Genomic DNA, 26,203 nt, shown 5'->3' on the forward strand with positions numbered 1-26,203 from the left:
AATTAGCGTCTTCTAATTGCGGCGAGAATAACTAGGAGGGCCATTATGCCGGGCCCGCAGGTTTTTCCTGAGCTGGTGCTGGCGGTGGACGATGTCTTCTCTGGACTCGAAGTTTCGATTGGGGACTGGGTCTCGGTTTCCGTAGGGGTGAACTCGTAGGAGACCCCAACCTGGCTGAAGTACATGTGGGATTTCAACGGGCTGTCGTCCCATCCCCCTATGAGGAGCTGGAAATGGGTGGCGTCTCCAAACTCCCCTGTTGAGGCATTTTTGATCAGCTCCCCCGATTCCCAGAACTCTACGTGGTCCTTGTATAGGACGATTTTGAAGGATTTGTACTCCCTGGGAATCCTCCGGGCCTCACTGAGCGCTCCGCCGGGTAAATCGTAGGCTATCTTGTCCGAGGGCCAGCTTATGTAGCGCATCCCCAGGTACTTTCTGGAGTCAAGGTCATAGACCCGGAACCACATCTCGGCCGTTCCTGGGTCCGTGAACTTCCACACCCCGGAGAACGTTATGGAATCCCAGTTCTCGATCGTTATCACATTGCTTCTGAGGAAGACATGCTCCTTGCGATAGTCCTTGAGCCTGAGGCCGTAGGTTTCGAAAACCGCCGCACCGTCCTCCTCGCTGAACCTGTTACCGTTTCCCGCGATATCGAGGGTCCATTTTCCCTCTATGCTTCCCGAACTGAAGTCGTCGTAGAAGGCCACATTTCCTGTGGAGTTTCCCGCAGTCAGGCCCGAAAAGGCCAGAAGGCCTGAAAGAAACAGGAAAAAGAGCAAAAAAGGACCTTTTCTCACTTTCATCTCCTCCTGTATGTGTAAACCCCAATCAGCGCCAGGATCACAAGCGCCGCAAGGATGTAGTAGGCGGTGTTTCCTCCTTTCGGTGCCGGTGTTGACGTCGTTTCGGGCGTACTTTCGGCGTGGACCGGTGTTTCCGTGGGTGTCTCATGCTCTTCCGCCTTGGCCTTCCCTGCAACGGCGAAGACCGAGAGGGATGGAACACTGGCGTGATATTGGAGATATTCACCGTCCCTGTACTCCAGAACCGGCCGGTACTTCACCCAGTCACCCTCGCGGTGGAGGAGAACCAGTTCCTCCGGACTGATGTTATTCTCCTCAAACCACTTCCTCGGCACCCTGAAGTACAGGGTAACGTTCTCCACGCTCCAGTTCTTCGGATGGGTGACGTTGAAGGTCGAGTACACGAGATAGCCATCCACAGTCCCGCCTGGATTCTGTGACACAGCCACGACGCCCTTCAGCTCCCCCGGAGCGACGAGGGAGATCATCTGGAGGTCGGTTCCGAACTCAAGTACGATGAATCCCGAGCCTTCAACGAGGGCCCCCGAGGTTTTTCTCACGATGACCTGCGGTTGGGCTATTGCAACGGTGAAGTTCCTCGACGCACTGAGGTTTCCAATGAGGCAGGTAACCTCGAGCGTGTGGTTCCCGGGTTCGGCCCCGTCCGTTGGGACGAAGATGCCCTGCCCTACTTCCCCGTCGAACCTCCATTCAACGGCGCATTCTGCAGGGACAGTTATGGTTATCCGCTCCCCCTGTGGAAGGGTCAGCGGTGTCGCGTCGATTTCTGGAATCTCAACCCTGCCCCTGACGACGGTGATGACGTCCTCCGAAACCCCCACCGAAGCGTTTCCGGTTACGTTGACATCGGTTGAGTTCAGGGGGACAAAGGAGGGTCTTATCTCGATGACGTTTCCGTAGCGACCGATCCGGGTCACGTTGGCGAGGGTCACGCTTGTGTTCGTGAAGATGTCGATGCTCGTTTCCTCCTCGTACGGCTGGGCGTTCAGGATTCCAGAGGCTGTGATGATGACCGTGCCCCCGTCCATGGAAACGTCCCAGAGGGGTTTTTCGGCGAAGTATCCCCCGAGGAGTGTCTCCACCATATCGCCATCCCGAAACGCTGCCAGGAGGTGGTTTGCACTTTCGGCCGTTGGCCTCATGGTTATCGTCACGTTCCCGAGCATCTCCCCGTTTCTCCTGCCCTCCACGCTGGTCCTCATCCAGAGCAGGGTTCCGTTGAAGAGGGTAGCTATAGGCAGGCTCTCGGTCGAGGCGACGTAGGTGGCCCGGTAAACGTCCACATCTCCCAATGAGAGCGAAACGCTGCCCCTGCCAACTCCAACGGCCCCTCCACCCAGCACCGTCACGTTGGACTCTTCCGAGTGCACAGTGAAGTTGCTAGGGGGATCGAGAACGTATATCGTTCTGGTTCCGGGGACGGGGGCAAGGACCACGTAGGTGACGAACTGGGACATGTCAAAGGCGTAAGCCACCACCGCTCCAACGCCCTTACCGACCTTCTTCTTGTACACCTTCTGCTCCTCTGGGGTCAGTTCCTTGTAGTAGCTCGTCTTCTTCACTTCCTCAAGCACGGCCTCCTTGGCGGCCTCCTTCAAAGCCTTCTTCAGCGCGGCCGTGCCTATCGCGCCGCCGGCGCCGATTATCTCTCCCTGGTCCCCGCTGTACACGCCCTTCGCTATCTTGGCTAGGTTGTAGTAGAGGTTCATGTCGCTTACCTCTATTATCGTCTCCAGAAGGAGTATCTGAAGGTCCTCGTCCAGCACTATGGCCTTGGTAAATTTTCCAACCATCTCTGCCTGTTGCGCCGCGGGCAGTTCGTCCAGGTTCTTCAGGCTGTTGTAGTACCCCCGGTCCATGCCGTAGTTCTTCTCCAGCCTGGCGAAGGTGTCTATGCCCACTGGTGCTATCACAGTCTCGTTGCTGGCCATGATGGCGGCGTCCACGTCGCTGCTACGGGCACTGGAGTTTATCGACTCGAAGCTCTCTGATTCCGTCTGGAAGTCCACTGTTTCGGCCAGGTTCACGATCTTCACCGCGGTATGGGCGAGGGCCAGGGTTATTGTGTCCGCAGGGACGTCCACTCCAAGCACCCCAAGGAGGGCGTTCAGCGTGGATGCAAACCACTTAAGTATGTTCCCCGTCATCGAGGGCATGGCCCCGACTATGATCCTGTAGTGAGGTATTGTCCTGTTGGGCTCAAGGCTGTCCTCTGCTATCGCCTTCATCGTGAAGTCCGGCGGTATGAAGTGGTACCACCGGTAGCCCTCACCTGGTCCGTAGGTGCCCTGGACGAAGTAGTCGTAGTACACGTTCCCATTGGTGTTGTGAAGGGTGACGTAAGTCTTTCCATCCTTGACGGCCACCACCTTGACATCTATTGGGTTCATCCTCACGGTCTGGACAACGAACGTTTTGTTCAGAGCCTTCACTGGTCTCTTTTTGTAGTTCAGGCTTGGGGTGTAGTAGTTTCTCCCGTCCTCGGTGCTGTAGTAGAACATGGCATTGGTGAGATATTGTCCGCTGAAATTAACTGGGGGTATCATCACGGGCGGTACGTCGTTCCACCACTCGATGAAGAGGTCCTTCCCCTGCTTCTCCCCACCAACCGGGGCGCTTCCAAGGAGATCAAAGGAACCAGGGGTGGTGTCGATTAGCGCCGATGAGTCGGAGAATATATACGCGCTCTGCCCGCGGAGAATCTTTTCCCCCGGATACCTCTCTGGTATATGGTCAGTGAGGTCTATTATGCGCACTTCAGCGTCTTCGTCCCCGACGTTCTCATAGCTCAGGTCGAAGTGGTGACTCTCTGCCGCCTCAACCGTATCATCGCCGTCCCCGTCGTAAGGCGGGTTGTTGTGGCAGAAGTCTGGATAGCTCTCGCAGTACGCCCTGGAGTACGGGTACATGGTATAACCGGTTATCTTGAAAACCGGCCCGAGGGTGAAGCCAATCCTTACTGGTATCTCCTCCCTCAGTACGTTGTCCGTGTCGTAGAGCTTAACCCTCGCCGTAAACCTCCCCAAGCTAGGGAGTTCGTCGGGCAGGACATCCCAGGTCAGAGTCCCCCAGTCATACTCGACTACGGGTATCGAAAACTCCAGAACCAGCGAGCCGTTGGGCGGCAAATAGGCGAGACCCTCGACATTTCCTGTGTGCCTCTCAACGTACCCTGGTAGGTCAAGCACAACCCTTGCGGTTCCGTTTATCAGTCCGGTGTTCCTCAACATCACCGTGACGTTGGCGAACCTCCCGTAGTTTTGGGTGAAGTTCCAGGGTATCTCGTTGCCGGCATCGTCGGTTAGGTATTCGACGTTGTACAGACTGTAGATGTTGGTGGCGTTATCGACGCTTACATTTTCTATCACGATCTCTGCGTTGGCGAAATACACGCTTACTGCGCTCGTGAGGTTTTTGCCAGTGGAATCGACCGCTGTGAACCTCAGCATCCCTTGGCCGGTCAGGTTCATTCCGAGCGTGTCGAGGAGCACGTAGTCATCGTAGGTCTCGGAGCCAACGCTCACCTCTGCGAGGGTCTCCACGCTTCCGTTCCGCTCCAGGGAATAGACGACCTTCGAGAGGCCATCTCTCGATACGGCCCTCCCTGCGAGGGTTACAACGCCCTTGACTGAGCCGTTTTCGAGGGGGTACACCCTCAGGAACGCGGAGAGCAGGCTGGAGCCCCAGTCCTCCCCGGTTTCCGTGGAGTTGAGGAGGATGACGGGCTTCCAGTTCTTGGCGAGGATGTCGTAGTCATCCCTGACTTCACCGTCACACGTGTACATGAACCCCTCGGGGTAGCTGGGCACCATTACCGGTTCTGTCCCTCCCCAGTCTATGTCCCGGAGTGTCGGGGAGAAGCGACTCTCTATCAGCACGTCCCTGTAGTTCACCAGCGAGTCGAAGCGCACCTCCGGCGTCAGCGTGGAGTTGAGGAGCAGGCCGAGGTCGTTGTTCTGTATCAGACTCTCGGTGACGCTCACGTAGCCGGACCCGTAGCTTCCATCGAAGCGAATTCCAAGCGAGTTCCCTACTATAGTGTCGTGCGTTATGGAGAGCCCGTTTCCACTCGTGTAGATATCCTCGCCGGTGTTCAACGCTATCCCGACGGTGTTTCCGTAAATCACGTTGTTCTCTATATGCCCCGTGACGTTGTGGGTCTCTATGCCAACACCGTTGTCCCTGACGTACGAGTCCTTAACGAGAATCTTCGCGCTCCGCAGGTGGATTCCGACGTCGTTGTCGTAGATTTCGCTTTCCGTCACGTTTACCTCGCTCGCTCCCATTATCCCGTACCCGAAGCCGTGTATCATGGAGTTCTCGACTAGGATCACTCCGTAGTCGGTCCTCTTAAGTCCCGTTCCGCTTCCGTTGCCTATCAGCTCGCTGTTGACCAGCTCGATCCTGCCGACTACGTCCACCGTGCCATGAACCCTTGAGTCGGAGATGGTGACCCATGAAACGTAGCCGAAGCTCAGCTTGGCGTGAACCTCGTCCCTGGCGAGGACTGCCCTTGTGCCGTACCCGCTGACCTCTCCGCTCAAAACGCTGTCGGTTATCGCCGAGAGGCCGCTTTTGAGAGTTAGGGAGGCCCTGAAGGCCCCGAGATGCTGGTAGGGATAGGTTGATGGGAGCTCCACGCGAACCGCTATCAGGTTCCTGCCGGGCAGGAGGTACGGGGCAACGTCAGCGCTCCCGGAGTGCGGCACCCCGTGGAGCCTCATTCCGCTGAACGACATCCCGCCAACCTTATTGTCATCAACGACCTTCCGTCCGTTCACGTAGATTTCCACCCTCCCCACGGCGGAGTAGCTGAGAACCGCCTCGGTCGGAAGCTCCTCCACGGTGAAGGTTTTCTTCAGATAGAGGGTGGCAAACTCTCCGAGGGCCGTTCCCGAGCCCCACCCGCTTGGTGCCGTGTAGGCCTGGACGAAGAACGGGGCATCGCTTTCGGTCATGCCCGTCGTATCTTGGGAGTAGTACCAGTTTTCGGAAAGCGGTCCTGTGGTGTGGTACCAGTTTGTCATCGAGCTGAATGCCGGCGTTTCGCTGAGACCTCCGCTCAGGGATTCATCGCCCGTGTTGAGGCTAATCTTGCCGTTGACCACGCTCCCGCGTATCAGGAGCCATTTGGAATCCGTTACGATGGTTGTGTTCTCAAGCCTCGAGTTGAGGACGACGAGGTGGGCCTCCTCTTCCGTAGACATCTCCTGGATCCTCATGTTTCTTAGAACACTGGCGTCCCCGTCCGAGGGCTTGGTCGCGGGAATTCCGTCCGTGTCCTCCACCCGGAGCGTTCCGCCCGCGCCCACCGTCACATCTCCCCCATCGAGCGTGTAGTCAACAAGGGACAGAACACCTCTGACGTCGCCGTGGATGTTCTCCGCCGCGCCCCCTCTGAGGGACGCCCTTGTCTCTGGACTCACCAGAACCTCAAAGTAGCCTAGGTCTCCCGTGACGTCCCCAGTTAGGTTGCTGTCCATGAGCGAGAGGGTTGCGAGCTTTCTGACCAGGATTCCCTTTCCGCCCACGCTGGAGTTCTTAAACGTCAATACCCTTCCGGCCGCGTCCGCCAGCACGGCGTAGCCGTCCCCCTGCTCTATCCTTGAGCGGTTGAAGGTTGCACTCCCACCGTTTATTATCACCTCTCCCCCGATCACCGTCAGGTTTGTGAAAACCCCCTCTCCAAACCAGTAGCCTGGGAGGAGGTCCATGAAGAGGCCCGCCTCGCGCGGGTTCTCAACTAGGATGTTTCTGAAGGTCACGTCCTTTCCGTTGTCGTTTATGAGGTGAATGCCGTAGGCGCAGTCCCGAACAGTGACGTTCTCGATGGTGCCCTCGTTCGAGCCGGCGAGGGTGATTCCGCTTCCGCCAGTGACTACGTTGTTGGTGATACCAACGGTCCCGAGGACCGTGATGCCTCCGTTGATCCTGCTGGAATCAACCTCAAGCTCCGTGAATTCGAACGTGAACTCGCCGGAAAGCACGGCGTTTTTGACTATCGCTGTTCCCTCATCGAAGCTTCCAGCCCCCCTGTTCTCGACGGTCGAGTCCTTCACGTCCAGCTTTCCGAACTCCCCGGAGAACTCACTCGCGTTTCCTATCAGCGAGCCGTCGAGGACCCCCAGCGCACCGTTCAGCTGAACGCCGCCGTTGAGGTGGACTTTACAGCCCCGCAGTGTCAGGTTCCCGGTTTCCTGTATGACAAGCCCTCCGTTGACGCTGAACTCGTGCCCGAGGCATGCCTCGGTGTCGTTTACAATCCAGTCTCCCTCGCTCGGCGGTCCGAGGAAGACTTTTACGGTCTCTCCCGTCCACAGTCCGCATTCGCTTACCGCCCTGACAGATACGAAGTTCTCACCTGGCCTCAGCAGGCCCGTTAGGTTCGCGGTTCCGTTGAACTCCGCCCACGGACCACCGTTGATGGAGTAGTGGAATTCCCTGACCTGCACCCCGTTGGTTGCCTCTGCCGACATTACGACGTCTTCGTCCCGGTAATAGAAGTCTTCCATGTTTATCGAAAGGGCGGGTTTCTCCGGGTTTTTGCAGACTGTCACTTCTCCCTCTGCTGTAATTTGTTTTCCGCAGTCATCCGTGGCTGTTATCTCCAGGCTCACCGGCTTTCCTTCCTCAGCCCCCTTCAGAACCGCGTCCTGGATTCCCCAGAGGTCCGCGACGAAATGGCCCCTGACAACGTAGAGCCTTTTCACCTTCCCTTCGAAGGGTCCTTCGACGTCATTCTTAACATCCTTAAAGCCCACGACCTCGATGTCGGGCTCAAAGGCGCCCTCGATGCTCACCCCCAGGACAGAGGCGCGGTAGGTGTAGGCCTTTGCGAGGCTGTTTGTTACGAACGTGAAGTTCACCGGGAAGCTGAGGGAGTCCGCCTCGTCCGGCAGGTTCAGTTCGAGACTGCCGCCTTCAACAAAACACATCCTCCCTACCGAGAACGTTCTGACCTCCGTCCCGGTCCTGCGCCAGTAGACGTCCACCGCGGAAACCGAGAAGTTGTATTCCCCGCCGGGGATGACGTTGAGCCTTGCCCTGCAGGTATTTTGAGTTGCCCCCATCGCCAGCGGTACACCGTTCCACGTGATCCAGCACTCCATCAGGGACACGCTGGAAACCACCGTCACGGTAACCTCTTGGACTTCGCCCGGAAGGACCGTTCCGTTCTCAGGTGTTGGCTCGACGTAGTAGAGCACGAACCTAGGCAGGGGTACCGTGAAGCTGACACTCACGGGTTCCCCGCCGTTCCCGTATCTGTCGAAGGTTCTCGCGTACAGGACATGCGCCCCGTGGCTGAGGTTCATCGAGAATCTCATCTCCTCACCCGGTTCGCCGCTCAGGTTGGCGATGCGGGAGGAGTTCCAGTCGATTATCCTCTCTCCCTTTTCGTCTTCCCTCTCCTTGGGGTCGAGGTACAGTTCAACCCTCTCGAAGTCGTCGTTATCGGGATTCCTCCAGGTTGCCGTGAACCCGGAACTGTTCGTGCTGACTTCCAAGTTCTCAACTGGGCCCGGTGCCGCTGTGTCCACAACGCGGACGAGGAGGGTGAGCTCTGCATGGTTTAGAGCGGCATCGTAGATAACCACCCGATAAACGTCGGTTCTTACATCATCTGTTCTGACCGGGAATCCAAATGGGACACCGCTCCAGTAGCGCTCCCTCCGCGCAGGAAGCTCCAGATGGCCGGGCTCGGGATTGAGGTAGACCTCGTAGCTCAGCGGGTGCTCGTCGGTAACGTTTATCTCGAAGGACGCGTTTGAGAGCATCTCTGCGGTGAAGATTCCCATTTCGGAGCGGGTCATGTTGTTGGCGTGAACCCACAGGATGACCGGTGGCGTTGAGTCCACCTCGACGGTTCTGGTCTCGCTCACCCCGGTGTTGTTCCCGAGGTCGGTTCCGTAAACCCTGAAGGAGTGCTGGCCGTCGGAGGAGCAGAGTTCGCCGGTAAGGCTCCAGACACTGCCCGAGCCCTCCATCGTGAAGTTGGTTCCCTCGAACTCGAGAACCGCTTTGCTCAGCTCCTCGCTTGCGTTCACCGCGATGGTCAGGGTGCAGGAACCCAGGAGGGAACCGTTCTCCGGTGTCGGCGGGATGAACCAGATTTCGGGGGGCTCGTTTTCAGACGGATTCACACGCATCAGCCACCAGTGCCTTGCAACGCCGTTCCCGTTCTCGGCCCTCACGCTGACGTTCCAGAGGCCGATGACGAGGCTGGAGTTGGTGTATGTCGAGCTGTTTCCTTCTTCCTCCAGAACGACCGTCCCGTTGACGGCCCACGTAACGTTCGCCACTTGGTTGAGCGCTATGGAGAAAACCGCCGTTTCGTTTTCCCTGACGGTGACTTCCTCTCCCTCTGGCGAAAACGAGACTATCCTCAGCCCTTCCTCAACGCGGAAGCAGAGCTTCGGCGTTTCGTTCTCGTTCCCGAAGGTGTCGTTCGCCTTTATGTACCAGCAGAAAACCTTTCCGGCAAAGTTTTCGTCGGTGTTTATCGTCCCGTTGCTCCAGCCGTCGGTGATTTGGAGCGGCACCTCGCTCCATACGAAGGTCCCATCAACGAAGGTCGCGTTCGTGACCAGGACCGCCCCTTCTAGATGGGCATCGTCCCACCTCGCGAAGACCTCAACGTCGTCGCCAGCGGTCACTGCGTCCCTGCTCTGGCCGTACTCGAGAAACCCTGGGGCCGTCGCGTCTATCTCCGCCGTTCTCTCTTCCGTGGCGTTGTTCATTCCCTCGGCCGAGCCGTAAACACGGAAGGTGTAGGTTCCGTCCGCAAGGTTTTCCTTGATAACCCACCAGCTCCTTCCAGAACCGCTCATGCTCTCGTTGACGCCGTTCCACTCGAGGGTGGCGTTGTCGAGGTCGAGCGAGGAGCTGATGTTGATGATAATCTCCCTCACGTTGAGCATCGCCCCGTCTTCGGGCGTCGGATCGGTGAAGCTGATGCTAAACCCATGCTTTGGATAGACGTACCATGCCCAGAACTGGCTCGCCGAGCCGTTTGGGTTCTCGACGACGGCCCTGACGCTGTGCTCTCCCTCTCCCACATCAGAGTTCGTGTAGGTGGATGCTCCAACGTTCTCCTCCGTCTTCACGATGCTCCCGTCGAGGTACCAGGTGATGTTTACGGTCTGGTCAGCGGTTACCGAGAATTCGACGGTATCGCCGACGTAGCTCTCGACGGGGCTCTCCGGCGAGTACGAGACTATTTTCGGGGGTGCGTAAACGGTAAAGCACCCCATCGGCGTCGTGTTCACATGGTCGAGGCTGTCCGCTCCGGCTATCTGCCAGCAGTAGAGGCCCGGCTCGAGGCCGTCCGTTGAGATCGTGAAGTTGCTCCAGCCCTCGCTTCCCTCAAAGAAGGTCTGGTCTATCCATTCCCAGGCCGCACCCTCTGTGGCGTTGGTCCTGAGCCTCGCCGAGCTCAGATGGGGGTCGCTCCAGAAGGCGTGGACGTGAACCTCTCCGCCCGGCGGGATGCCTTCCGCATCCTGGCCGACGTTTGAATACTCCGGGGCCTTCGTGTCAACTTCAAATTCCCTCTCCTCGCTCGTCCCGTTGTTACCGGCTAAGTCCTGGCCGTAAACCCTGAAGGTATGGGTTCCATCAGCAACGTTCATTGCGTAGTGCCAGTTCTTCCCTGAGCCGAGCATCGTGTAGTTTGCCCCGTCGAACTCAAGGGTCGCCAGGTCGAGGTTCTCGTTCGAGGTGACGTTTATCACCACGCTTGAGTCGCCGATCAGGGAACCGTCCTTTGGCGTCGGCTCAACGAAGGTGAGGACAGGTGGGGTGATGTCGTTCTCCTCCTGGGCGAGCGGTGCGAAGATGCCCAATCCCGTCAGGTTGGCCTCGACGAGGTTCTTGTTCGTGTCCAGATGGTGCCCGCTCGTCCCATCGAGCGTCCAGCCCTCGGTGAAGTGCCATATCTGGAGGCTGTCCTCATTAAGGCCCTCAAGGGCAGAATCGTCGTAATAGAGGCCCAGATGGAGCCAGCTGTCCACGTCTATTTCGATATATTCCCCAACGTCGCCGTAGTCCTCCGGCGGTGCCGGCCGGTTCTTCGGAGAAACTCCCCTCACGAGACAGTTTCCGGGACAGGTTACCTCCGTTGGAATCCCGTTTATCGTATTCCCGCTCAGCGAGCCGTAGAACTCCGCGATGACGGTTATTGCCCAGGCTTTCGGCTCGGAGAGGTTAGTCGTCAGTTCGTTGTTGTCTATAAACGAATCCCCCGCGAGGTAGAGGTAGAGGGCATAGCCGGCGTTCTCGCTCACTCCCCCGATCGAGACAGTGTTATCGTAAACCCACGCCGAGGTGTAGAAGACCTCTATCCCGTCGGCGCTGTCTCCCCTAACCGTGACCGTGTTGTCGTGGACATCGCTGGCTCCTCCCTCTTCCTCGTAGACGTAAATTCCGACACCCTGAAAACCTGAAACGCTCACGTCGTTGTTACTAACAACGTTGTCCCCGCCGTAGCTGAGATAGATTCCGTAGCGCTCGCTATCCTCGGTTTCGGTTATCGTAATAGTGTTGTCCTCAATCGTACAGTTCTCGACGCCATCCACCCAAACCCCGATGTTCGAGACCGACGAGGCTATAACAAAGCCGTTCAGCGTAACATTGTCGGAGCTCACGTAGAAGACTGGCTTTCTTCCGTTCGCCCACTCGGAGCCGTCGCCGGTGATGCGGGCGTTCTCGCTCGTTTCCACGGTGAGGGGTTTGTCTATCTCCACGCTCTCCGGATACGTTCCGGAGAGGACTACGACCGTCCCTCCATCGACGGAACCGTCTATTCCGTCCTGGAGCGGCGTCTCGCTGGGGTTGAGGCTCCTGCCCTCGTACCACCAGCCGCTCTCGTTTACATAAACCGTCTCTGCAGGGGTGAGCGTCGTTGCGGTGTCGTTCACCCACGTGGTGTTGATGTTCCCGGAGTAATCCCTCGTGAGGATTCCAATCGTATGCGTCTCGCCGGGTGAGAGCTCGTCGAGCCACCACTCACCCTCGTCCGTTTCGTCCTCGAATTTTCCGTCCACATAGATCAGCGCCGTTTCGAAGTCCTCATCCTCCGGGTTGTCCCATGTCCAGTGGATGTAGTCCGCCCCAACTTCGTGGGCCAGGTTTCTAACGGTCCCCGGCGGCGTCTCGTCTTCCTCACTCACGTCCACGTAGAAGTTTACCTGGGCCATCCCGGTCTCGTCGCCGGCGAGGGCGTACACCACGAGGAGGTTCTCGCCATCCTGGCCGGTTATCGTGGTGTTCGGCTCGAACGTGACGTTCTCCCCGCCGTTGAGGGAGTAGCGCCACTCGTCAACCGGCTTGTTGGCAGTGACGTTCAGGTCTATCGTTGCAGTGTTGTATATCTTCTCCTCCGGGGAGAGGATGGTTACCTGAAGCTCCTCGCCCACCTGCTCCTCCGTGTAGCTGACGGCAGCGTTGTCGAAGTCCATATGCGACTCGAGGGAGGAGGCGTCCCATCCCCCCATAACGAACTGGAACCTCGTGGTTCCCGCCATGCTGGTGGTGTAGATGGTCTTCACGAGAACGCCGCTTTCCCAGAACTCAAAGCGGTCCTTGTAGATCACGACCTTGAACGGGACGTAACTGGTCGGAATTTCGCGGTATTCCATCTGAGACGTGCCATCGTACCGGTACGATATTTTTGGGCCCTGCCAACTTATGTAGTGCACTCCAATGTATTTTCCAGTATCCAGATCAACGACGTGGACGAGCATCTCTGCCGTGTACGGGTCGAGGAACTCCCACTCGGCCTCGAAACTCACGGAACTCCAGTTGCTGACGTCAATTTCCCGGCTCTTCAATAGTGCGTGTCCGGAGTCCCATCCGCCGTGGCCGTAGGTAACCACCTGAATTTCCTCATTGGATTCAGTAACGCTGTTCCCGTCGCCCACTACCTCGGTGCTCCACTTCGTCACATCGAGGCTGTTGTCGTTGAAGTCGTCCTGAAAAACGTACGTCCCCTGGGCCTGGACAACGTGGGAAACACCGACAAAGCCCACGTTTAGGTATGAGCTAATTAAAAGGTAGACAAGAAAGAGTGTGCTTTTTTTCATACTTGGCACCTCCAACACAAGAAGAGCCGGGCTGCGTTGAGCTTGGACCAAGTGATTAAAACAACGGCGTTATTTGAGCCTGCAGTCCGAGGCTCTCCTTACATCATGGTATCATAGGCCCAACTACGCTTCCAAAGTATAATAAGCTTTTGGTAAATCTCCAAAATGTTGAAAAAGCTACAATAGGCGTTTCCTCCCCAGCACTGGCCAGTAATGTGTACTTTAATGTGTCACATTTCTTCGAAAATCGGCGGCCTCGGTTTTCTGAAGGCGGCATCAAGCTCCGCCCTTCTCCTGCTGACCTTTTCGAGGAGGTTCCTCACCCTCTCGTCATCGGGATACTTCCTCATCAGGCTCACGAGGATGCCCTCGGCGAAACCGAGGATGGAGACCTCTATGAACTCCTTCCCCTTCTTGCTCTCAAGCCCCTCGTTGAGAGCCACGAATGAGTCTATCCTCCCGACAAGGCGTGTTTCTCCGAGTTTCTCGCACAGCTCCCTCAGTTCTCCAATCTCAGGAACGTCCACATCAACACCCCCTAGAGCTTCAAACCGAAGAACCTCACGGCGTTTTTTTCGGTTGCCCTCTCAACTTCCTCGAACTTCAAGCCCTTAAGCTTTGCCACCTCAGCAATGGCAACGCGGACGTTGCATGGAGTGTTCCTCTGTCCCTTTACTGGACTCATGTAGGGCGCGTCCGTCTCCACCAGTATATTTTCAACCTCAAGTGCCTCCGCCGCGGCCTTCACCTCTGGGATGAACACTATCCCCGTGTTTATTCCGACGGGGTGTCCGTTCTCGGCTATTTCCCTCGCCAGCTCAACGCTTCCAGAGAACGAGTGGAAGTACGCCCTAACTCCAACTCTCTGGACGAGTTCGAAGGCCTCCCTTTCGGCCTCTCTAGCGTGGATGACGACGGGGAGGTTGAGTTCAGCGGCGAGCCCCAGGAAATTCAGGAAAATTTTCCTCTGGTTCTCCCTCTGAGTTTCGTTTTCCGCATAGTGGTAGTCCAGCCCTATCTCGCCTATCGCCACTATCTCGTCCCTGTGGGTCAGGATGAACTCCTCAACCTTCTTCACCTTCTCCCAGTTGCCCCTCCTCGCTTCGTTGGGGTGGTATCCGAGGGTGGGGAAGATGAATCCGAAGTAGGGTTTTAACATTTCCCAGCTCTTCCAGACGTGGGCTTTGCGGTACTCGGTTATGGAGTCCACAACGGCCTTCAGCTCCCCTCTGCACTCTTCTATCATACGCGGTGCGTCCTTTTTGTAGAACTCGAAATGGGCGTGGGCATCAAGCATGTTTCTCGCTTCATGGATGGATAGAAAAGCTTTTCCGTTGTTTGGGTGATTATTCACCGGAGGTCAAAGTACCATGGAAAACGAGGAGGGTTCCACAATCAGTATGGACGAGATAGTGGAGGCGCTTAGGGATAAGTCTCCGAAGGAGCTTTTAAGCTACGCCATCTTCAATGAGGAAGAGGAGGCGAAGTACTACGCCAAACTCGCCGACAAGGCCAAGAGGGCCAGCATCAAGGCGCTGTTCATCAAGATGAGCGAGGACAGCAAGGGTCATCACGACTGGCTGTACGGGCTCTTCAAGAAAATGTACCCCGACGAGGAGCCGGTGAAGGTTGAGGCTCCCCCCGTTGAGGTGGCCCCGTTCTATCCTGAGTTCGAGAGCGTCGAGGACTACATCTCGGCCCTCAAGTACTGCATGGAAAGCGAGCTGTTCGCTAAGAAGACCTACGAGCTTCTGGCCAGGGTTGCCAAGGACGAAGATACGAGGGCATTCGCGCTCAACCTGGCCGCGATGGAGGAGGATCACTACAATTCAATCAGGAAGATGTACGAGCTCATACTCTCCCTTGAGGAGAAGGAGATAACCCCCGAAAAGCTTGAGCCCGGGGGATACCTCTTCACCGATGAGCTGAAGGCAAAGTACTTCCTCATAGACCTTCTGGAAAGTGGCGTTGGGCTGTCGGTGGCCATACGGGAAAAGCCCGAGAAGTTCCTCGAAATGCTAGATAGCACTAAGGTCAGCGTGGTGTGGATAACCAAAACCGAGGTCGAGGATTCAATACGTCCCGACGAGATACCCCTGCTCAAGAGGAGGTTCTGCGAATTTCTGGGCAAGAGGTCCAAAGGTGACAAAAAGGGTGCGGTTTTCCTTCAGAACCTCAGCTACCTCGCGCTTGAGCTCGGCTTCAAGAGCATGATGGACGTCGTACTTTACCTGAAGGACTGCGCACTCCTCTACGACGGCTACATCCTGGCCACGGCAGTTAAGGACGCGTTCAGCCCCCGCGAGTGGGCGCTCCTCACCTCGGAGCTCAGGGAGGTCTCCTGATCAGAGCTTTCTGGTCTCCCATATTACCTTCCCATCCTTTCTGACGACCTTCAGGATGCGGTGATACGGTATCTGGGCGTCCCCGACGAAGAAGTAGCCGTGACCGAGCTCTATCATCTCGACGGGGATTTTCTTGACATCGCCGTAGGCACCGCGGTGCTCTATGATGACATAGTAATCACCCTCGTCCTCTCTGGGGTCGTACTTGAGCTTCGCCAGAACCTCCTTCACGGAGCCCTTCCGCATCAGAGCCACCCCAAGATTTCGTCGATGTTCTCTCTCCAGTCCTTTATGACCCAGCCATGCCCCGGAAGGCCGAAGTCAACGTCGTAATCCCTGAGCCTTTCGAGGCTCTCCTGGAGCTTCCATCCGTTTCCGGTCGGCAAATCCGTCCTGCCAACCGTGCCGTTAAAGACTGTATCCCCTGTGAACATGATCCGGGTTTCACCATCGTCGAGGTAGAGGCACGAACTCCCCGCCGTGTGGCCGGGCGTGTGGATCAGCTCAAGCTCCAGGGAGCCGACTTTGAGCGAATCGCCCTCCATCATGTGGAGATCAACCTTCTGTGGTTCGAACCTCCTTCCGTAAGAATAGGCCAGAATCACGTAGTCGTTTCCATTCTCCAGTATTTTCGCTGTGATTTCGTGGGCGGCGAAGAGAACCTCTATGCCCTTCCCCTTCAGCCAGTTCGCCAGGGCCATGTTCCCGCCCACGTGGTCGAAGTGCTCGTGGGTGTTGAATATCGTGACCCTCTCGACGCCGTTGAGGAGGCCTTCCCTCTCCCAGATCTCGGCGTAGACGTGCCAGTTAACGCCAGTGCCGGTGTCCACTACGAGGGCCTCCCTCCCGTCCCTCACAAGGTAGACGTTCGAGTCCCAGCCTATGCCCCTCAGCATCATGGTGTGGGGAGGAATCTCGACGGGCACCAGCTCCCTCGGGAACTCCTCGATGGAGCTTATCCTCACGCTTTCACCTCCAAAAGGGGCTCGAGGGGGGACCGCCTCCTCATACGGGGAGCAAACCCCGTCGGGAGGGGTTAAACTCTTCATCGCCCTATCTGTTTACGCGGGGATGTTTATAAACTCAACCGCGAAGGTTGAATTAGGTGACCCAAATGAAAACCGAGCGCGCGAAGGAGATACTCCTTCAGCTTTTGAAGATACCCTCCCCATCGGGAGAGGAAGACAGGATAATGCTCCACATCATGGAGTTTCTGCACAAACTGGACTACGACGTCCACATCGAGAGCGACGGGCAGATAATAGACCTCGTCGTTAACCCCGAGGCCGAGCTCTTCTACGAGGTTCACATCGACACGATACCGATCCGCGCGAAGCCCTTCGTGAGGGGCAACATAGTCTATGGAACCGGCTCGAGCGACATAAAGGGCGGTGCCGCTGCCATACTCCTCATGCTCGAGAATCTCCGCAAGGAAGGGAAGGAACTCAACGTCGGCATCGTCTTCGTCAGCGATGAGGAGCTTGGGGGCAGGGGGAGCGCCCTCTTCATGGAGAGGTATAAGCCGAAGATGGCCGTCGTCTTAGAGCCGACCGATTTGGAAGTCCACATCGCCCACGCCGGCAACATCGAGGCCTACTTTGAAGTTGACGGCAAAGAAGCCCACGGTGCCTGTCCAGAGAGCGGCATCAACGCTATAGAGGAGACCTACAAGATGCTCGAGGAGATGAAGAAGCTCGAGCCCTTCAAGGCCAAGGGCAAGTACTTCGACCCGCACATAGGCATCCAGGAGCTCGTCTGCGAGAACCCCGTCTACCTCATCCCCGCCCTCTGCCGCGGCCGGCTTGAGGCGAGGCTCCTGCCCGATCAGGAAGTCGAGGACATACTCGACCTGCTCGACCCCATATTCGACGAGTACACGCTGAAGTACGAGTACACCGAGATATGGGACGGCTACGAGCTTGAGCCAGATGAGGAAATCGTCCAGCTTGCCAAAAAGGCCATGAAAGTCACGGACATAGACGAGTTCGGCGGAATGAGAAGTTGGACAGACGCCATAAACTTCATGTACAACGGCACCAAGACGATAGTCTTCGGGCCCGGCAACCTCGACATCTCACACACAAAGAACGAGCACATCGACGTCAGGGACGTGGTAACTGCCAGCGAGTTTTTGAAGGCTCTCAACGAGATTTACGGGAAGGGCGAGTGAGCATTTCTTTTTCCCTTTTTGACCCAACCTTTTTAAGCAGGACCCCCCACCAGTAACTGGTGGGGGTTACTCCTCTCCTTCCTTCTCCTCCTTCCTATCCACCCAGAAGCGCCTCGTCCTTATGAACTGCCGCTCCCTCTCCATGAGGGCGACGAGCAGGGCGTCCCCTTTGTACTGGGCCAGAATCCTCGCCGCCGTGTCAGGACCGGTGCCGTAGCTGGCCAGAGCCAAAACCGCCTCGAACCCGTAGGAATCTACGAGGTCTGCAGCCTTCAGCAGCTTTCTGTAGGTTCTCTCCTCCTTCCGCTCCAGCGGCTTCCCGTGGCGAACCTTCTCCAGAACGGGAAGAAACTCTTCCGCGTCAATCGGATGGGCAACGGCAAGCATCTTCGAGCCGCAGCGCGGACACTGCCTCAGCTTTACGTTTTGGAGCCTTGCGACCTTTGTTTTCGAGTGCCAGCCGCAGTTGGTGCAGACCAAGACGACTTCGTGGTCGAGCAGTCTCTTCCTGAACAGCTCCAGTATCTCGTCCCTCTCCAGGACGCCGGAGAGCAGGAACTCACCGCCAACGGTCATGTTGAGCCTGGCCAGCGTTGACGGCTCCCTCCTAAGCTCGGTTTTCACCCTCATCGTGCCCCTCTTGAGCATCTCAAGAACCAGCCCCCCCTTCCTAACGTCCACCTTGTCGTGGTACAGCTCGCTGAGGGTTTCCCTCTCCACCACGGTGCCCTCGAAGAGCCTCTCGATTCTCCTTATCCTGGCGTCCCTCCTCAAAGCCCCGAACCGTTTCGCCACGTTCAGCATTCTCCACCGGTAGGCGTGTGAATCCCTCATGGCGCGGGAAACGATGAACTCCAGGCTCTCTGGTTCTTGGTAGAGGTAGCCCTTTACCTCCTCCGGGTTCAGCTGGAACGGCGTCTTGAATACTATCGCGTGGGCCTGGGAACGGACGGAGAAAACCCTCCCGTAGCGCAGGATCAGGAACGAGTGAACCAGCCGTCCGAGGGCCTCGTTGGCCCTGTTCCCAAAATCGGCGTGTATGACGAGCGCCTTGGGCGTGCTCTCGACGACGATATCGCGGTCGGTTGAGAAGGGTTCGTCCTTGATTTCCTCGAAGGCCCTCCCCAGTTCCTCCTCGCTGAACTCGATCCCCTCCAAAAGCCCTTTTGCCTTCTCGAAGTCGAAACTTAGCTCCCTCTTCAGCCTGCCGACGTCGAGGGCAACGCTGAACGGAACGGGGATCATCTCACCCCCCCAGCTCGGTATCGCGCTCTCAAGGCTCTTGCTCTCCCTGACCTTCAAGAGTCTCGCCTCGTCATCTATTTTGAGCACAATCCAGCTCCGTCCGTTCATTACGAAGTCCATGCCTTCCTCCAAATCCATGACGAAGCTCTCGTCGAGCCTGCCTATGACGTGGCCGCTCCCCGCGTCGAAGACCCGCCAGGAGACCTCGTCCGGAATCGTTGAGAGGTTCTCGTAGTAGTACTGGAATGCCCCGCGCCTCAGGTAGAGAAGGCCGCTCTCCTCGTCGTAGCCTATCAGCCTGGCATCCTCCAAAACGCGGAGAACGTCGAGGTAATCGCTCCAGCTCAAATCACGGTAAATGTAGGCCCTCTTTGCTATCTCGTAGGGCCTCTCGCGAGACAGTCTTTTATACTCGATGAGAAGGCCGACGACGAAATGGGCTAAAACGTCCAGCCCTCCCATCGGCTCGACCGCCTCAAAGCGGCCTTCGAGGGCGTGCTTCGCTATGACGAGGCTCTGAAGGTAATCCTCGACGTTGGAGGTTATGACGTAGCCCTCGCTCACCTCGCCTATCCTGTGCCTTGCCCTTCCAACGCGCTGGACGAGCCTGTTCACCTGCCTCGGGCTCATGTACTGAATCACAACATCAACGTCGCCTATGTCTATGCCCAGCTCCATTGAGGAAGTACATATCAGGGCCTTGATTTTACCTTCCTTCAGCGCCCTCTCCGCTTTAACGCGCGCCTCCCTCGAAAGCGAGCCGTGGTGAACCTCGACCGGCTTCCCCCAGGCCTTGAGGCGATGTGCCAAAATCTCCGCGAACTGGCGCGTATTGGTGAATATGAGGGCCTTTCCGTGCTTCTCAACTATCTCCCAGAGGAGCCTAAGCCTCGCCGCTATCTCGGGTGAGAGGCTCAGCTCTTTAGCTAACTCCATGTCCCTCTCACCGGGCTTCGGATAGAGGACGTGGAAGTGGTAGTTCTTCCTCCAGCTCGGCTTCACTATGACGTCCGCCTTCAGCCACTCCCTCACCTCTTCCTCGTTGCCCACCGTCGCCGTCATGCCTATTCTCTTGAAGTCCGCAATCTCGGCCAGGCGCTCAAGGCCGAGGAGGAGCTGCGCACCGCGCTTGTTGTCCACCAGCTCGGCTATCTCATCGACGATGACGAACCTCACGTTCTCAAGGTGTTCCCTGAGGGACTTGACAGTCAGAATCACCCCGAGGGTTTCGGGGGTTATGATGAGCATCTGCGGAGGGTTCTTCGTCTGCTTCGCCTTCCTGTAGGCCGAGGTGTCGCCGTGTCTGACCTCAACGGTTATTCCGAGCTTCTGACCCCACCATTCGAGTCTCTCAAGCAGGTCTCTGTTGAGGGCCTTGAGAGGTGCGATGTAGAGTGCAGAAATAGGTTTAAGTCCATCCTCAAGGATTTCGTTGAAGACGGGCAGAACGGCCGCTTCGGTTTTCCCCGAGCCGGTGGGGGCGATGATCAGGACGCTCCTCCCCGAACTAACCTCGCGGAATGCCCCCATCTGAACCTCGTTGAGCCTTCCGAAGCGCTCCCTGATGGCCTTTCTCAGGAGGAGATGCATGATGGAAAATGAGCAGGGTGGTTTATAAGCCCAACCACCGTTAGATTTATAAACGATATATCGTTCGATACATCGGTGATAGAAGATGGAGGTCACGAAGAACAACGGAACCTACGACATGGCCTACGCCAAGCGGGCGATGCTGGTGGTGGTCATTCTCCCACTGCTTGTCATGTACACCGAGGCGATGCTCACTCCAGCACTGCCGACGATACAGAAGGAGTTCGGAATAAACCCCAACGACGTCAGCTGGGTGCTGACCATCTACCTCCTCGTCGGAACGGTAAGTGCCGCCATACTCGGCAAGCTCGGCGACATGTACGGCAAGAAGAGGATGTTTCTGGTCGCCCTGGGCTTCTACACGCTCGGAGTTATCCTCAACGGCTTCGCACCGAGCTTTCAGTGGCTCCTCGTGTCGCGCGGAATTCAGGGCCTTGGGATGGCCATATTCCCGTTAGCGTTCAGCCTCGTCCGTGAGGAATTCCCGCCCGAGATGGTGCCGCAGGTTCAGGGGATGATAAGCGCCATGTTTGGAGTTGGTATGGTTATCGCGCTTCCCCTTGGAGCTTACGTAACCCAGAACTTCGGATGGCGCTGGACGTACCACTCGGCGGCACCTTTCGCGGTTCTCATGTTCATCCTCGCATGGAGGGTTCTCCGCGAGAGCCGCTACGTGAACCCCGGAAAGCTCGACTGGCCCGGGGCGCTCTTCCTGGTCTGGGCCGTCGTGCCGGCCCTGGTAGCGGTGACTAGGGCACCCACCGTCGGCTGGAGGGCGGAGCAGACGCTCGTGCTCTTCGGAGTGTCCATCGTTGGAGTCATCGCGCTCTACCTCTGGGAGAAGAGAGCCGACAACCCGCTGATCCCGCTCGACATAATATCCTCCAGAAACCCTGCCATAGTGAACCTCGGCATAATGTTCGCGGCCTTCGGAATATCCATGATGAGCCAAGCGAACACCTACATCTTCCAGATGAAGCCGCCCTACGGCTTTGGCAAGACGATACTCGAAAGCGGCCTGCTCATGACCCCGATGGCCGGCGTCATGCTGGTCGTGGCTCCCCTGGCAGGCAAACTGATGCCCAAGATAGGTGCGAAGCCCCTGGCCATAACCGGTGCCCTAACGGCGAGTGCCGGCCTGGCCCTGCTCTCCCAGTACGCCACCCAGCTCTCCCTCACCCAGTTCGTGGCCCTCATAACGGTCGTCGGGGCCGGAATAACCCTCATGAACGTCTCCTTCATCAACGTGCTGGTGTTCTCGGTTCCGCCGAGGGTCATGGGAGTTGCCACCGGAGCGAACGGCCTGTTCAGAAACTTCGGCTCGACCTGGGGACCGGCCATAGCGGGAACAGTCATGAGCACCTACTACATACTCGTTCACATCCCCCAGATTCCGGTGCCCATCAAGATACCGACGGAGAAGGCCTACGAGGTGCTCTTCGGCACTTCGGCCCTCGTCTACCTATTCCTCGCCCTGCTCAGCCTGGCCATCGTGGAGGTCATGAAGGGTGGAAAGATACACGAGGTCGAGAACGAGGGAGAAAAGGAAATAACTGTCGGCTGATTTCTCTTTTATCCCCTTTTATTCTCCCCTGTATGCCCTCAGATACAGCTCCCTTATTTCCTCGGGCTTCGGTTCGACGGGATTGAAAGCCACAAGCCCGTCGCGGTAGGCTTTTTCGGCCATCTCTTCGACCCTCTCGACGAAGATCTCCTCGTCGACCAGCTCCCTCAGCCCTGGAACACCAAGCATCTCGTTGAGCTCCCTCACGACTTCAATAAGGTCCTTCGCCGTCTGGAAGCCAAGTTCCCTCGCTATCTCAGCGTAGCGCCTCCTCGCGTAGTCGCTCCTCTCAGCGTTGAACTCCATCACGTAGGGCAGGAATATCGCGTTGAGGAGCCCATGCGGGCCAATCCACGCCGCCTTATGGCTCATCGCGTGGCATAGGCCGAGGCGCGCGTTGAGGAAGGCTATTCCCGCCATCGTCGCCGCGTAGTGAACCCTCTCCCTGGCATCCTCGTCGCCCCTAACGGAGAGCGGAAGCCACTTGTAAACGGTCTTTATCGCCTTAATCGCCATGGCATCGCTGAAGGGGTTGGCAACCTTGGTTGTGTAGGCCTCTATCCCGTGGACGAGGACGTCAAGGCCAGAGTTCCGGGCCACCTCGGCTGGCATCGTCCTCGGCAGCCGGGGGTCGAGGATGGCCACGTCGGGCGCTATCTCAGGCGTAACGATATTGTATTTGACGCCGCCCTTCTTCAGCACGCTCGCTCCCGAAACCTCGCTTCCCGCTCCGCTCGTCGAGGGTATCGCTATTAACCTCGTCCTCAGCTTAGGAACCGGCTTCGGCTTTGAAAACCTGTCTATGAAGGCTATCTCCTCAAAGTTCAGCTCGGGGGCATCGTAGAAGACCTTCAACGCCTTGGTCGTATCGATGACGCTTCCTCCACCAAGAGCAACCAGAATGTCGGGCTCGAACTCCCTCACCTTGGGCAGGAACTCCTCTATGACCTCGACGCTTGGCTCAGCCGGAAGACCCGCTATCGAGAAGACCTCCGCACCGGCCTCCTTCACGTAGTCCTCGGCCTCGCTCAGGAAACCGTGCCTCTTCATCGAACGGGAAGCCAAGATAAGAACACGCTCGTAGCCCCTGGCTTCATTTGAGAGCTTTTCTAGGGAGCCCTCACCCTCAATGAGTTTCGTCTTCAGCCAGAACATCTCCACCACCGGTGAAGATTGGGTGGATGGGCTTTTAACGTTCTCGGCCGGATTAACTTCAAGTTCGAAACCTTTCGGTAGAGAAACTCTTTAATCCTTGCCTTTTTAGCCTATATTCGATGCTTGTGAGGGGCAAGGTTATCGGCGAGAAGGTTACTGCACCCTTTGAGATTCTGAAGACTAAGGAAGGCATCTTCCTCAGGGTCGAACTTCCGGGCGAACCCTTTGAGTACTCGACGGACTGCTCCTGCCTGGAACCCCTTGAGCTCCTCGGCCTTCTCCTGCCGGCCATAGAAGAGGAAATCGGGGAGATAAAGGGAGTCTTCGTGGAAGAGACGGTTGAGGAAAAGAGCTCCCCCTTGGGACGGCTCAGGAGAATACTCCGAGGAAAATGAGGAAAACGTTTTATTGGTTGATATCCAAATTTAAACGGTGATGCTATGCCCCTCTCAGCGAGACGCGTTCAGCTCATGATAACATATCCTCATCTCAAAAGATTCCTCAAAAAAGCCCCCCCTATTGAGGAGGTCAGACGTATCTTGAAGGACATTGACGGCGAGCTTAGCGATGACATCCTTAAGGAGAGGGATGAGGAGTGGAGGTAGCGTTTTTTGATACCAGTGCACTTGTGAAACATTATCACATTGAAAGGGGCAGTTCTATCGTCAACGAGCTCATGGAAAATTACGTCGTTGCGATCTCTGAGCTGGCCATACTTGAGATGACATCTGCACTGAATAGGCGATTTCTCAGTGGAGAACTCACAAAACGCAAGCTCGAATGGGTTCTTGAGAGGTTCTACTCTGATCTTGAAAACTACGTAGTCGTCACCATCTCAAGCGAAACCGTTAGCCTTGCAACGTCCCTTGTTCTCAAACACGGGCTTAAAACTCTGGATTCCCTACAACTCGCCTCTGCCCTGAGAATTAAAGACGAGGCCTCGATTTTTGTCACCTTTGATGAAAGATTGAAAAACGCCGCAGAAAAAGAAGGCTTCACAGTTCTTCCTTGAACAACCTCTTCAAATTCCTCTCGAAGGGCGGGTAAACGACGCCCTTGTCGGTTATTATGCCGGTTAGATACTTGTGCGGTGTGACGTCGAAGGCCGGATTGTAGACATCCACATCTGGAGCGATTCTGCAACCGCCACAGGTGAGGACTTCCTCCGGCTTCCTCTCCTCTATGGGTATCTCCTTTCCGCTCTTCAGGTTCATGTCTATCGTCGAGAGCGGCGCGACGGTGAAGAACGGTATCCCGTGCTCCTTGGCGAGAACAGCCAAAGTATAGGTGCCTATCTTGTTGGCGAAGTCGCCGTTAGCCACTATCCTGTCGGCACCAACTATAATCGCGTCAACCTTCCCCTGCTGCATCACAAAGCCGGCCATGTTGTCGGTTATTAACTTGAGCGGAATGCCGTCGTAGTGGTACTCCCACGCGCTAAGGCGGGCACCCTGAAGAACTGGTCTCGTCTCGTCCACCCAGAGGAGCTTGAGGCTGCCGTCACGGTGCATGACCCTCAGAACCGCCCCAACGGTTCCGAGCTGGACGGTGGCAAGGCTCCCCGCGTTGCAGTGGGTAAGAACGTTTCCCTCCGGCAGGGCTTCGGCTCCGTAGTGTCCCATCCTGAGGTTGGCCTCGACGTCTTCGTCCGCTATCCTCTGCGCCTCAGCGACGATGAGCTTTTTAATCTCCTCAAGGGGACTCTCAAGGTTCTCCTCAACGAGCCTCTTAATCCTGTTGAGAGCCCAGAAGAGGTTTACAGCGGTTGGCCTCGTGTTCTTCAGCCTGTCGTATGCGCTGTAAAAGCCGTCCATGAACTCGTCCCTAGTTTTGGCCTTCGTCGTGTCCGCGTAGAGGGCCAGGCCAAACGCGGCGGCGGCACCTATCGCCGGAGCACCGCGAACCTTCATCGTCACTATCGCCTCTGCGACCTCATCAACGGTCGGCAGCTCTATCGTCTTGAACTCCCCGGGCAGGAGTCTCTGGTCGATCATGATGACCTTTCCGGTTTCATAGGTCACGCTTCTCGGAAGCCTCGTGAGTTCCTCCGGTCTGTACCTTATCTCCATAACCACCACCCCAAAGGGTTTAAGGAAGGAACTTAAATCTCCTTCGGTGGTTGAAATGACGCTGAGAATATTCGTTACTGGTCCGGCGGGAGTAGGGAAGACAACGCTCGTGGAGAGGGTCGCTAAAGAAGCCGACCGCTGGGGTTATCTCGTCGGAGGAATGATCACGAGGGAAGTGCGGAGAGGAGGAAGGCGCGTGGGATTCAGGATTACTGCCCTCGACACTGGGGAGGAGGGAACCCTGGCCAGCGTTAGGGGCACCTCGCACCTCCCGGGCGTTCCCTTTGGGAAGTACGTTGTCCACGTCGATGAAATAAACCGCGTCGGCGTTTCAGCGATAAAACGGGCTCTGATTGAGGCCGACCTGATAGTTATAGACGAAATCGGCCCGATGGAATACAAGAGCGACGAGTTCATCCGCGTTGTGGGGGAAGTCCTGAAATCGGAAAAGCCCCTCTTAGCGGTTGTCCACAGAAGGATGGCCGATAAGTTCCGTCCCCTTGGGAAACTCTACACGCTGAGCGTCGAGAACAGAAACAGAGCCTTCGCTGAGGTAATGGACGAAGTTATGAAAGAACTGAAGGGAGTCAGAGATTGAGGCTGTCCTTGCAGCTCTCACATATCCACTTCTCGCCGCCCTCGATGTAGACCTTGTATAGTGGGCCGTACTGTCCGCAGAGCTCGCAGATGCCGTAGACCTCGGTCTCTTCACTTACCTCCTCCGCCTCACTGCTGTACGTGTTAAGCGCAGCGAGAAGGTCCGCCGCGGTGACGAAGCCTATTGGCCTTCCGAGCCTGGTAACTAGGAGTCTCCTAATGCCCTTGTCCATCATCTTGTCGATCGCGTCCTGGACCTCGTAGTCGTCCTCGATGGTTATCGGATTCTCAGTCATGACCTCCTTGACCTTGACGGTCTTGGGGTCCCTTCCCTTCGCGACGACCTTGTCCAGTATATCGCGGTCGGTTATTATTCCAACGATCTCGTCGTCTTTAACCACGACGGCACTCCCTACCTTGTTCTTCGAGAGAATCTTGGCGACCCTGTGGACGGTGTCGTCCGGCTTGACGATGACTGCCTTCCTTTTAACCACTTGTCCCACGGCTATCCTAGGTGCCATTTTATCACCTCGCCAACCGGGGGTTGGGAGAGAAACT

Annotated in this window: 17 protein-coding genes; 7 read left to right on the plus strand and 10 right to left on the minus strand. The window is 56.8% G+C overall.

Going from position 1 to position 26,203, the window contains the following annotated elements:
* Nucleotides 1-2: 2 nt before the first annotated feature.
* From A3L10_RS01185 to A3L10_RS01200, 4 genes are all read right to left on the minus strand, one after another.
* The gene (locus A3L10_RS01185) at nt 3-809 is read right to left on the minus strand and encodes a CGP-CTERM sorting domain-containing protein (protein WP_088866019.1); all 807 of its coding nucleotides are present in this window, start codon (nt 807-809) and stop codon (nt 3-5) included.
* Nucleotides 806-12,910, minus strand: coding sequence for a right-handed parallel beta-helix repeat-containing protein (locus A3L10_RS01190; RefSeq protein WP_088866020.1), 12,105 nt, complete (start codon nt 12,908-12,910; stop codon nt 806-808). Before A3L10_RS01190 ends, A3L10_RS01185 begins: the two co-directional genes overlap by 4 nt.
* Before the next feature lie 230 nt (nt 12,911-13,140).
* Nucleotides 13,141-13,437 carry a DUF3216 domain-containing protein gene (locus A3L10_RS01195; protein ID WP_088866021.1) on the minus strand — a complete coding sequence of 99 codons (297 nt, stop codon included), beginning with the start codon at nt 13,435-13,437 and terminating at the stop codon, nt 13,141-13,143.
* A gap of 11 nt (nt 13,438-13,448) precedes the next feature.
* On the minus strand, nt 13,449-14,207 hold the full coding sequence (locus A3L10_RS01200; RefSeq protein WP_088866022.1) for a YchF/TatD family DNA exonuclease: 759 nt from the start codon (nt 14,205-14,207) through the stop codon (nt 13,449-13,451).
* Nucleotides 14,208-14,280: 73 nt separating this feature from the next.
* Between A3L10_RS01200 and A3L10_RS01205 the strand changes: the two genes are divergently transcribed.
* Nucleotides 14,281-15,255: a DUF835 domain-containing protein gene (locus tag A3L10_RS01205; RefSeq protein WP_088866023.1), complete on the plus strand. Its 975-nt coding sequence runs from the start codon at nt 14,281-14,283 to the stop codon at nt 15,253-15,255.
* Here the strand turns inward: A3L10_RS01205 and A3L10_RS01210 are convergent, their stop codons facing one another.
* Nucleotides 15,256-15,501 carry a DUF504 domain-containing protein gene (locus tag A3L10_RS01210; RefSeq protein ID WP_014011649.1) on the minus strand — a complete coding sequence of 82 codons (246 nt, stop codon included), beginning with the start codon at nt 15,499-15,501 and terminating at the stop codon, nt 15,256-15,258.
* Nucleotides 15,501-16,220: an MBL fold metallo-hydrolase gene (locus A3L10_RS01215; protein ID WP_088866024.1), complete on the minus strand. Its 720-nt coding sequence runs from the start codon at nt 16,218-16,220 to the stop codon at nt 15,501-15,503. The genes A3L10_RS01210 and A3L10_RS01215 overlap by 1 nt, the downstream gene beginning before the upstream one ends.
* Before the next feature lie 149 nt (nt 16,221-16,369).
* Here A3L10_RS01215 and A3L10_RS01220 point away from each other — a divergent pair, with 149 nt between their 5' ends.
* Nucleotides 16,370-17,425, plus strand: a complete 1,056-nt coding sequence (locus A3L10_RS01220; protein WP_088866025.1) for a M20/M25/M40 family metallo-hydrolase — start codon at nt 16,370-16,372, stop codon at nt 17,423-17,425.
* 66 nt (nt 17,426-17,491) lie between these two features.
* On the opposite strand, the gene A3L10_RS01225 is transcribed toward A3L10_RS01220, so the two are convergent.
* On the minus strand, nt 17,492-20,260 hold the full coding sequence (locus tag A3L10_RS01225; RefSeq protein ID WP_088866026.1) for a DEAD/DEAH box helicase: 2,769 nt from the start codon (nt 20,258-20,260) through the stop codon (nt 17,492-17,494).
* Between the two features lie 85 nt (nt 20,261-20,345).
* Between A3L10_RS01225 and A3L10_RS01230 the strand changes: the two genes are divergently transcribed.
* The gene (locus tag A3L10_RS01230) at nt 20,346-21,824 is read left to right on the plus strand and encodes an MFS transporter (RefSeq protein WP_088866027.1); all 1,479 of its coding nucleotides are present in this window, start codon (nt 20,346-20,348) and stop codon (nt 21,822-21,824) included.
* Nucleotides 21,825-21,842: 18 nt separating this feature from the next.
* On the opposite strand, the gene A3L10_RS01235 is transcribed toward A3L10_RS01230, so the two are convergent.
* Nucleotides 21,843-22,979 carry an iron-containing alcohol dehydrogenase gene (locus A3L10_RS01235; protein ID WP_088866028.1) on the minus strand — a complete coding sequence of 379 codons (1,137 nt, stop codon included), beginning with the start codon at nt 22,977-22,979 and terminating at the stop codon, nt 21,843-21,845.
* A 119-nt stretch (nt 22,980-23,098) separates the two neighbouring features.
* Here A3L10_RS01235 and A3L10_RS01240 point away from each other — a divergent pair, with 119 nt between their 5' ends.
* The 3 genes from A3L10_RS01240 to A3L10_RS01245 are packed head-to-tail and all read left to right on the plus strand — an operon-like array spanning nt 23,099 to nt 23,991.
* Complete coding sequence (locus A3L10_RS01240) at nt 23,099-23,374, plus strand: hypothetical protein (RefSeq protein WP_088866029.1); 276 nt, start codon at nt 23,099-23,101, stop codon at nt 23,372-23,374.
* A 45-nt stretch (nt 23,375-23,419) separates the two neighbouring features.
* Nucleotides 23,420-23,584 (plus strand): hypothetical protein, encoded by a 165-nt coding sequence (locus A3L10_RS10270; protein ID WP_157726855.1) that lies wholly within the window; start codon nt 23,420-23,422, stop codon nt 23,582-23,584.
* A complete protein-coding gene (locus tag A3L10_RS01245; protein WP_088866030.1) occupies nt 23,575-23,991 on the plus strand; it encodes a type II toxin-antitoxin system VapC family toxin in 417 nt (138 codons plus the stop codon). Before A3L10_RS10270 ends, A3L10_RS01245 begins: the two co-directional genes overlap by 10 nt.
* Here the strand turns inward: A3L10_RS01245 and mtnA are convergent.
* Complete coding sequence (gene mtnA, locus A3L10_RS01250) at nt 23,975-25,048, minus strand: S-methyl-5-thioribose-1-phosphate isomerase (RefSeq protein WP_088866031.1); 1,074 nt, start codon at nt 25,046-25,048, stop codon at nt 23,975-23,977. The two genes, A3L10_RS01245 and mtnA, sit on opposite strands and share 17 nt — an antisense overlap.
* Nucleotides 25,049-25,103: 55 nt before the next feature.
* On the opposite strand from mtnA, the gene A3L10_RS01255 reads away from it, so the two are divergent.
* The gene (locus A3L10_RS01255; RefSeq protein WP_088866032.1) at nt 25,104-25,646 is read left to right on the plus strand and encodes an NTPase; all 543 of its coding nucleotides are present in this window, start codon (nt 25,104-25,106) and stop codon (nt 25,644-25,646) included.
* On the opposite strand, the gene A3L10_RS01260 is transcribed toward A3L10_RS01255, so the two are convergent.
* Nucleotides 25,636-26,166 (minus strand): CBS domain-containing protein, encoded by a 531-nt coding sequence (locus tag A3L10_RS01260; RefSeq protein ID WP_088180615.1) that lies wholly within the window; start codon nt 26,164-26,166, stop codon nt 25,636-25,638. The two genes, A3L10_RS01255 and A3L10_RS01260, sit on opposite strands and share 11 nt — an antisense overlap.
* Nucleotides 26,167-26,203: the final 37 nt, after the last annotated feature.

It is taken from the genome of Thermococcus radiotolerans (assembly GCF_002214565.1).
Taxonomy (GTDB): domain Archaea; phylum Methanobacteriota_B; class Thermococci; order Thermococcales; family Thermococcaceae; genus Thermococcus; species Thermococcus radiotolerans.

Excerpts from the sequence above, each read along its gene's own strand:
- A3L10_RS01185 (WP_088866019.1), bottom strand. The coding sequence starts at position 809 with ATGAAAGTGAGAAAAGGTCCTTTTTTGCTCTTTTTCCTGTTTCTTTCA.
- A3L10_RS10270 (WP_157726855.1), top strand. The coding sequence starts at position 23,420 with ATGCCCCTCTCAGCGAGACGCGTTCAGCTCATGATAACATATCCTCAT.
- A3L10_RS01205 (WP_088866023.1), top strand. The coding sequence starts at position 14,281 with ATGGAAAACGAGGAGGGTTCCACAATCAGTATGGACGAGATAGTGGAG.
- A3L10_RS01255 (WP_088866032.1), top strand. The coding sequence starts at position 25,104 with ATGACGCTGAGAATATTCGTTACTGGTCCGGCGGGAGTAGGGAAGACA.
- A3L10_RS01200 (WP_088866022.1), bottom strand. The coding sequence starts at position 14,207 with ATGCTTGATGCCCACGCCCATTTCGAGTTCTACAAAAAGGACGCACCG.
- A3L10_RS01230 (WP_088866027.1), top strand. The coding sequence starts at position 20,346 with ATGGAGGTCACGAAGAACAACGGAACCTACGACATGGCCTACGCCAAG.
- A3L10_RS01190 (WP_088866020.1), bottom strand. The coding sequence starts at position 12,910 with ATGAAAAAAAGCACACTCTTTCTTGTCTACCTTTTAATTAGCTCATAC.
- A3L10_RS01220 (WP_088866025.1), top strand. The coding sequence starts at position 16,370 with ATGAAAACCGAGCGCGCGAAGGAGATACTCCTTCAGCTTTTGAAGATA.
- A3L10_RS01225 (WP_088866026.1), bottom strand. The coding sequence starts at position 20,260 with ATGCATCTCCTCCTGAGAAAGGCCATCAGGGAGCGCTTCGGAAGGCTC.
- A3L10_RS01260 (WP_088180615.1), bottom strand. The coding sequence starts at position 26,166 with ATGGCACCTAGGATAGCCGTGGGACAAGTGGTTAAAAGGAAGGCAGTC.
- A3L10_RS01235 (WP_088866028.1), bottom strand. The coding sequence starts at position 22,979 with ATGTTCTGGCTGAAGACGAAACTCATTGAGGGTGAGGGCTCCCTAGAA.
- A3L10_RS01240 (WP_088866029.1), top strand. The coding sequence starts at position 23,099 with ATGCTTGTGAGGGGCAAGGTTATCGGCGAGAAGGTTACTGCACCCTTT.
- A3L10_RS01210 (WP_014011649.1), bottom strand. The coding sequence starts at position 15,501 with ATGCGGAAGGGCTCCGTGAAGGAGGTTCTGGCGAAGCTCAAGTACGAC.
- mtnA (WP_088866031.1), bottom strand. The coding sequence starts at position 25,048 with ATGGAGATAAGGTACAGACCGGAGGAACTCACGAGGCTTCCGAGAAGC.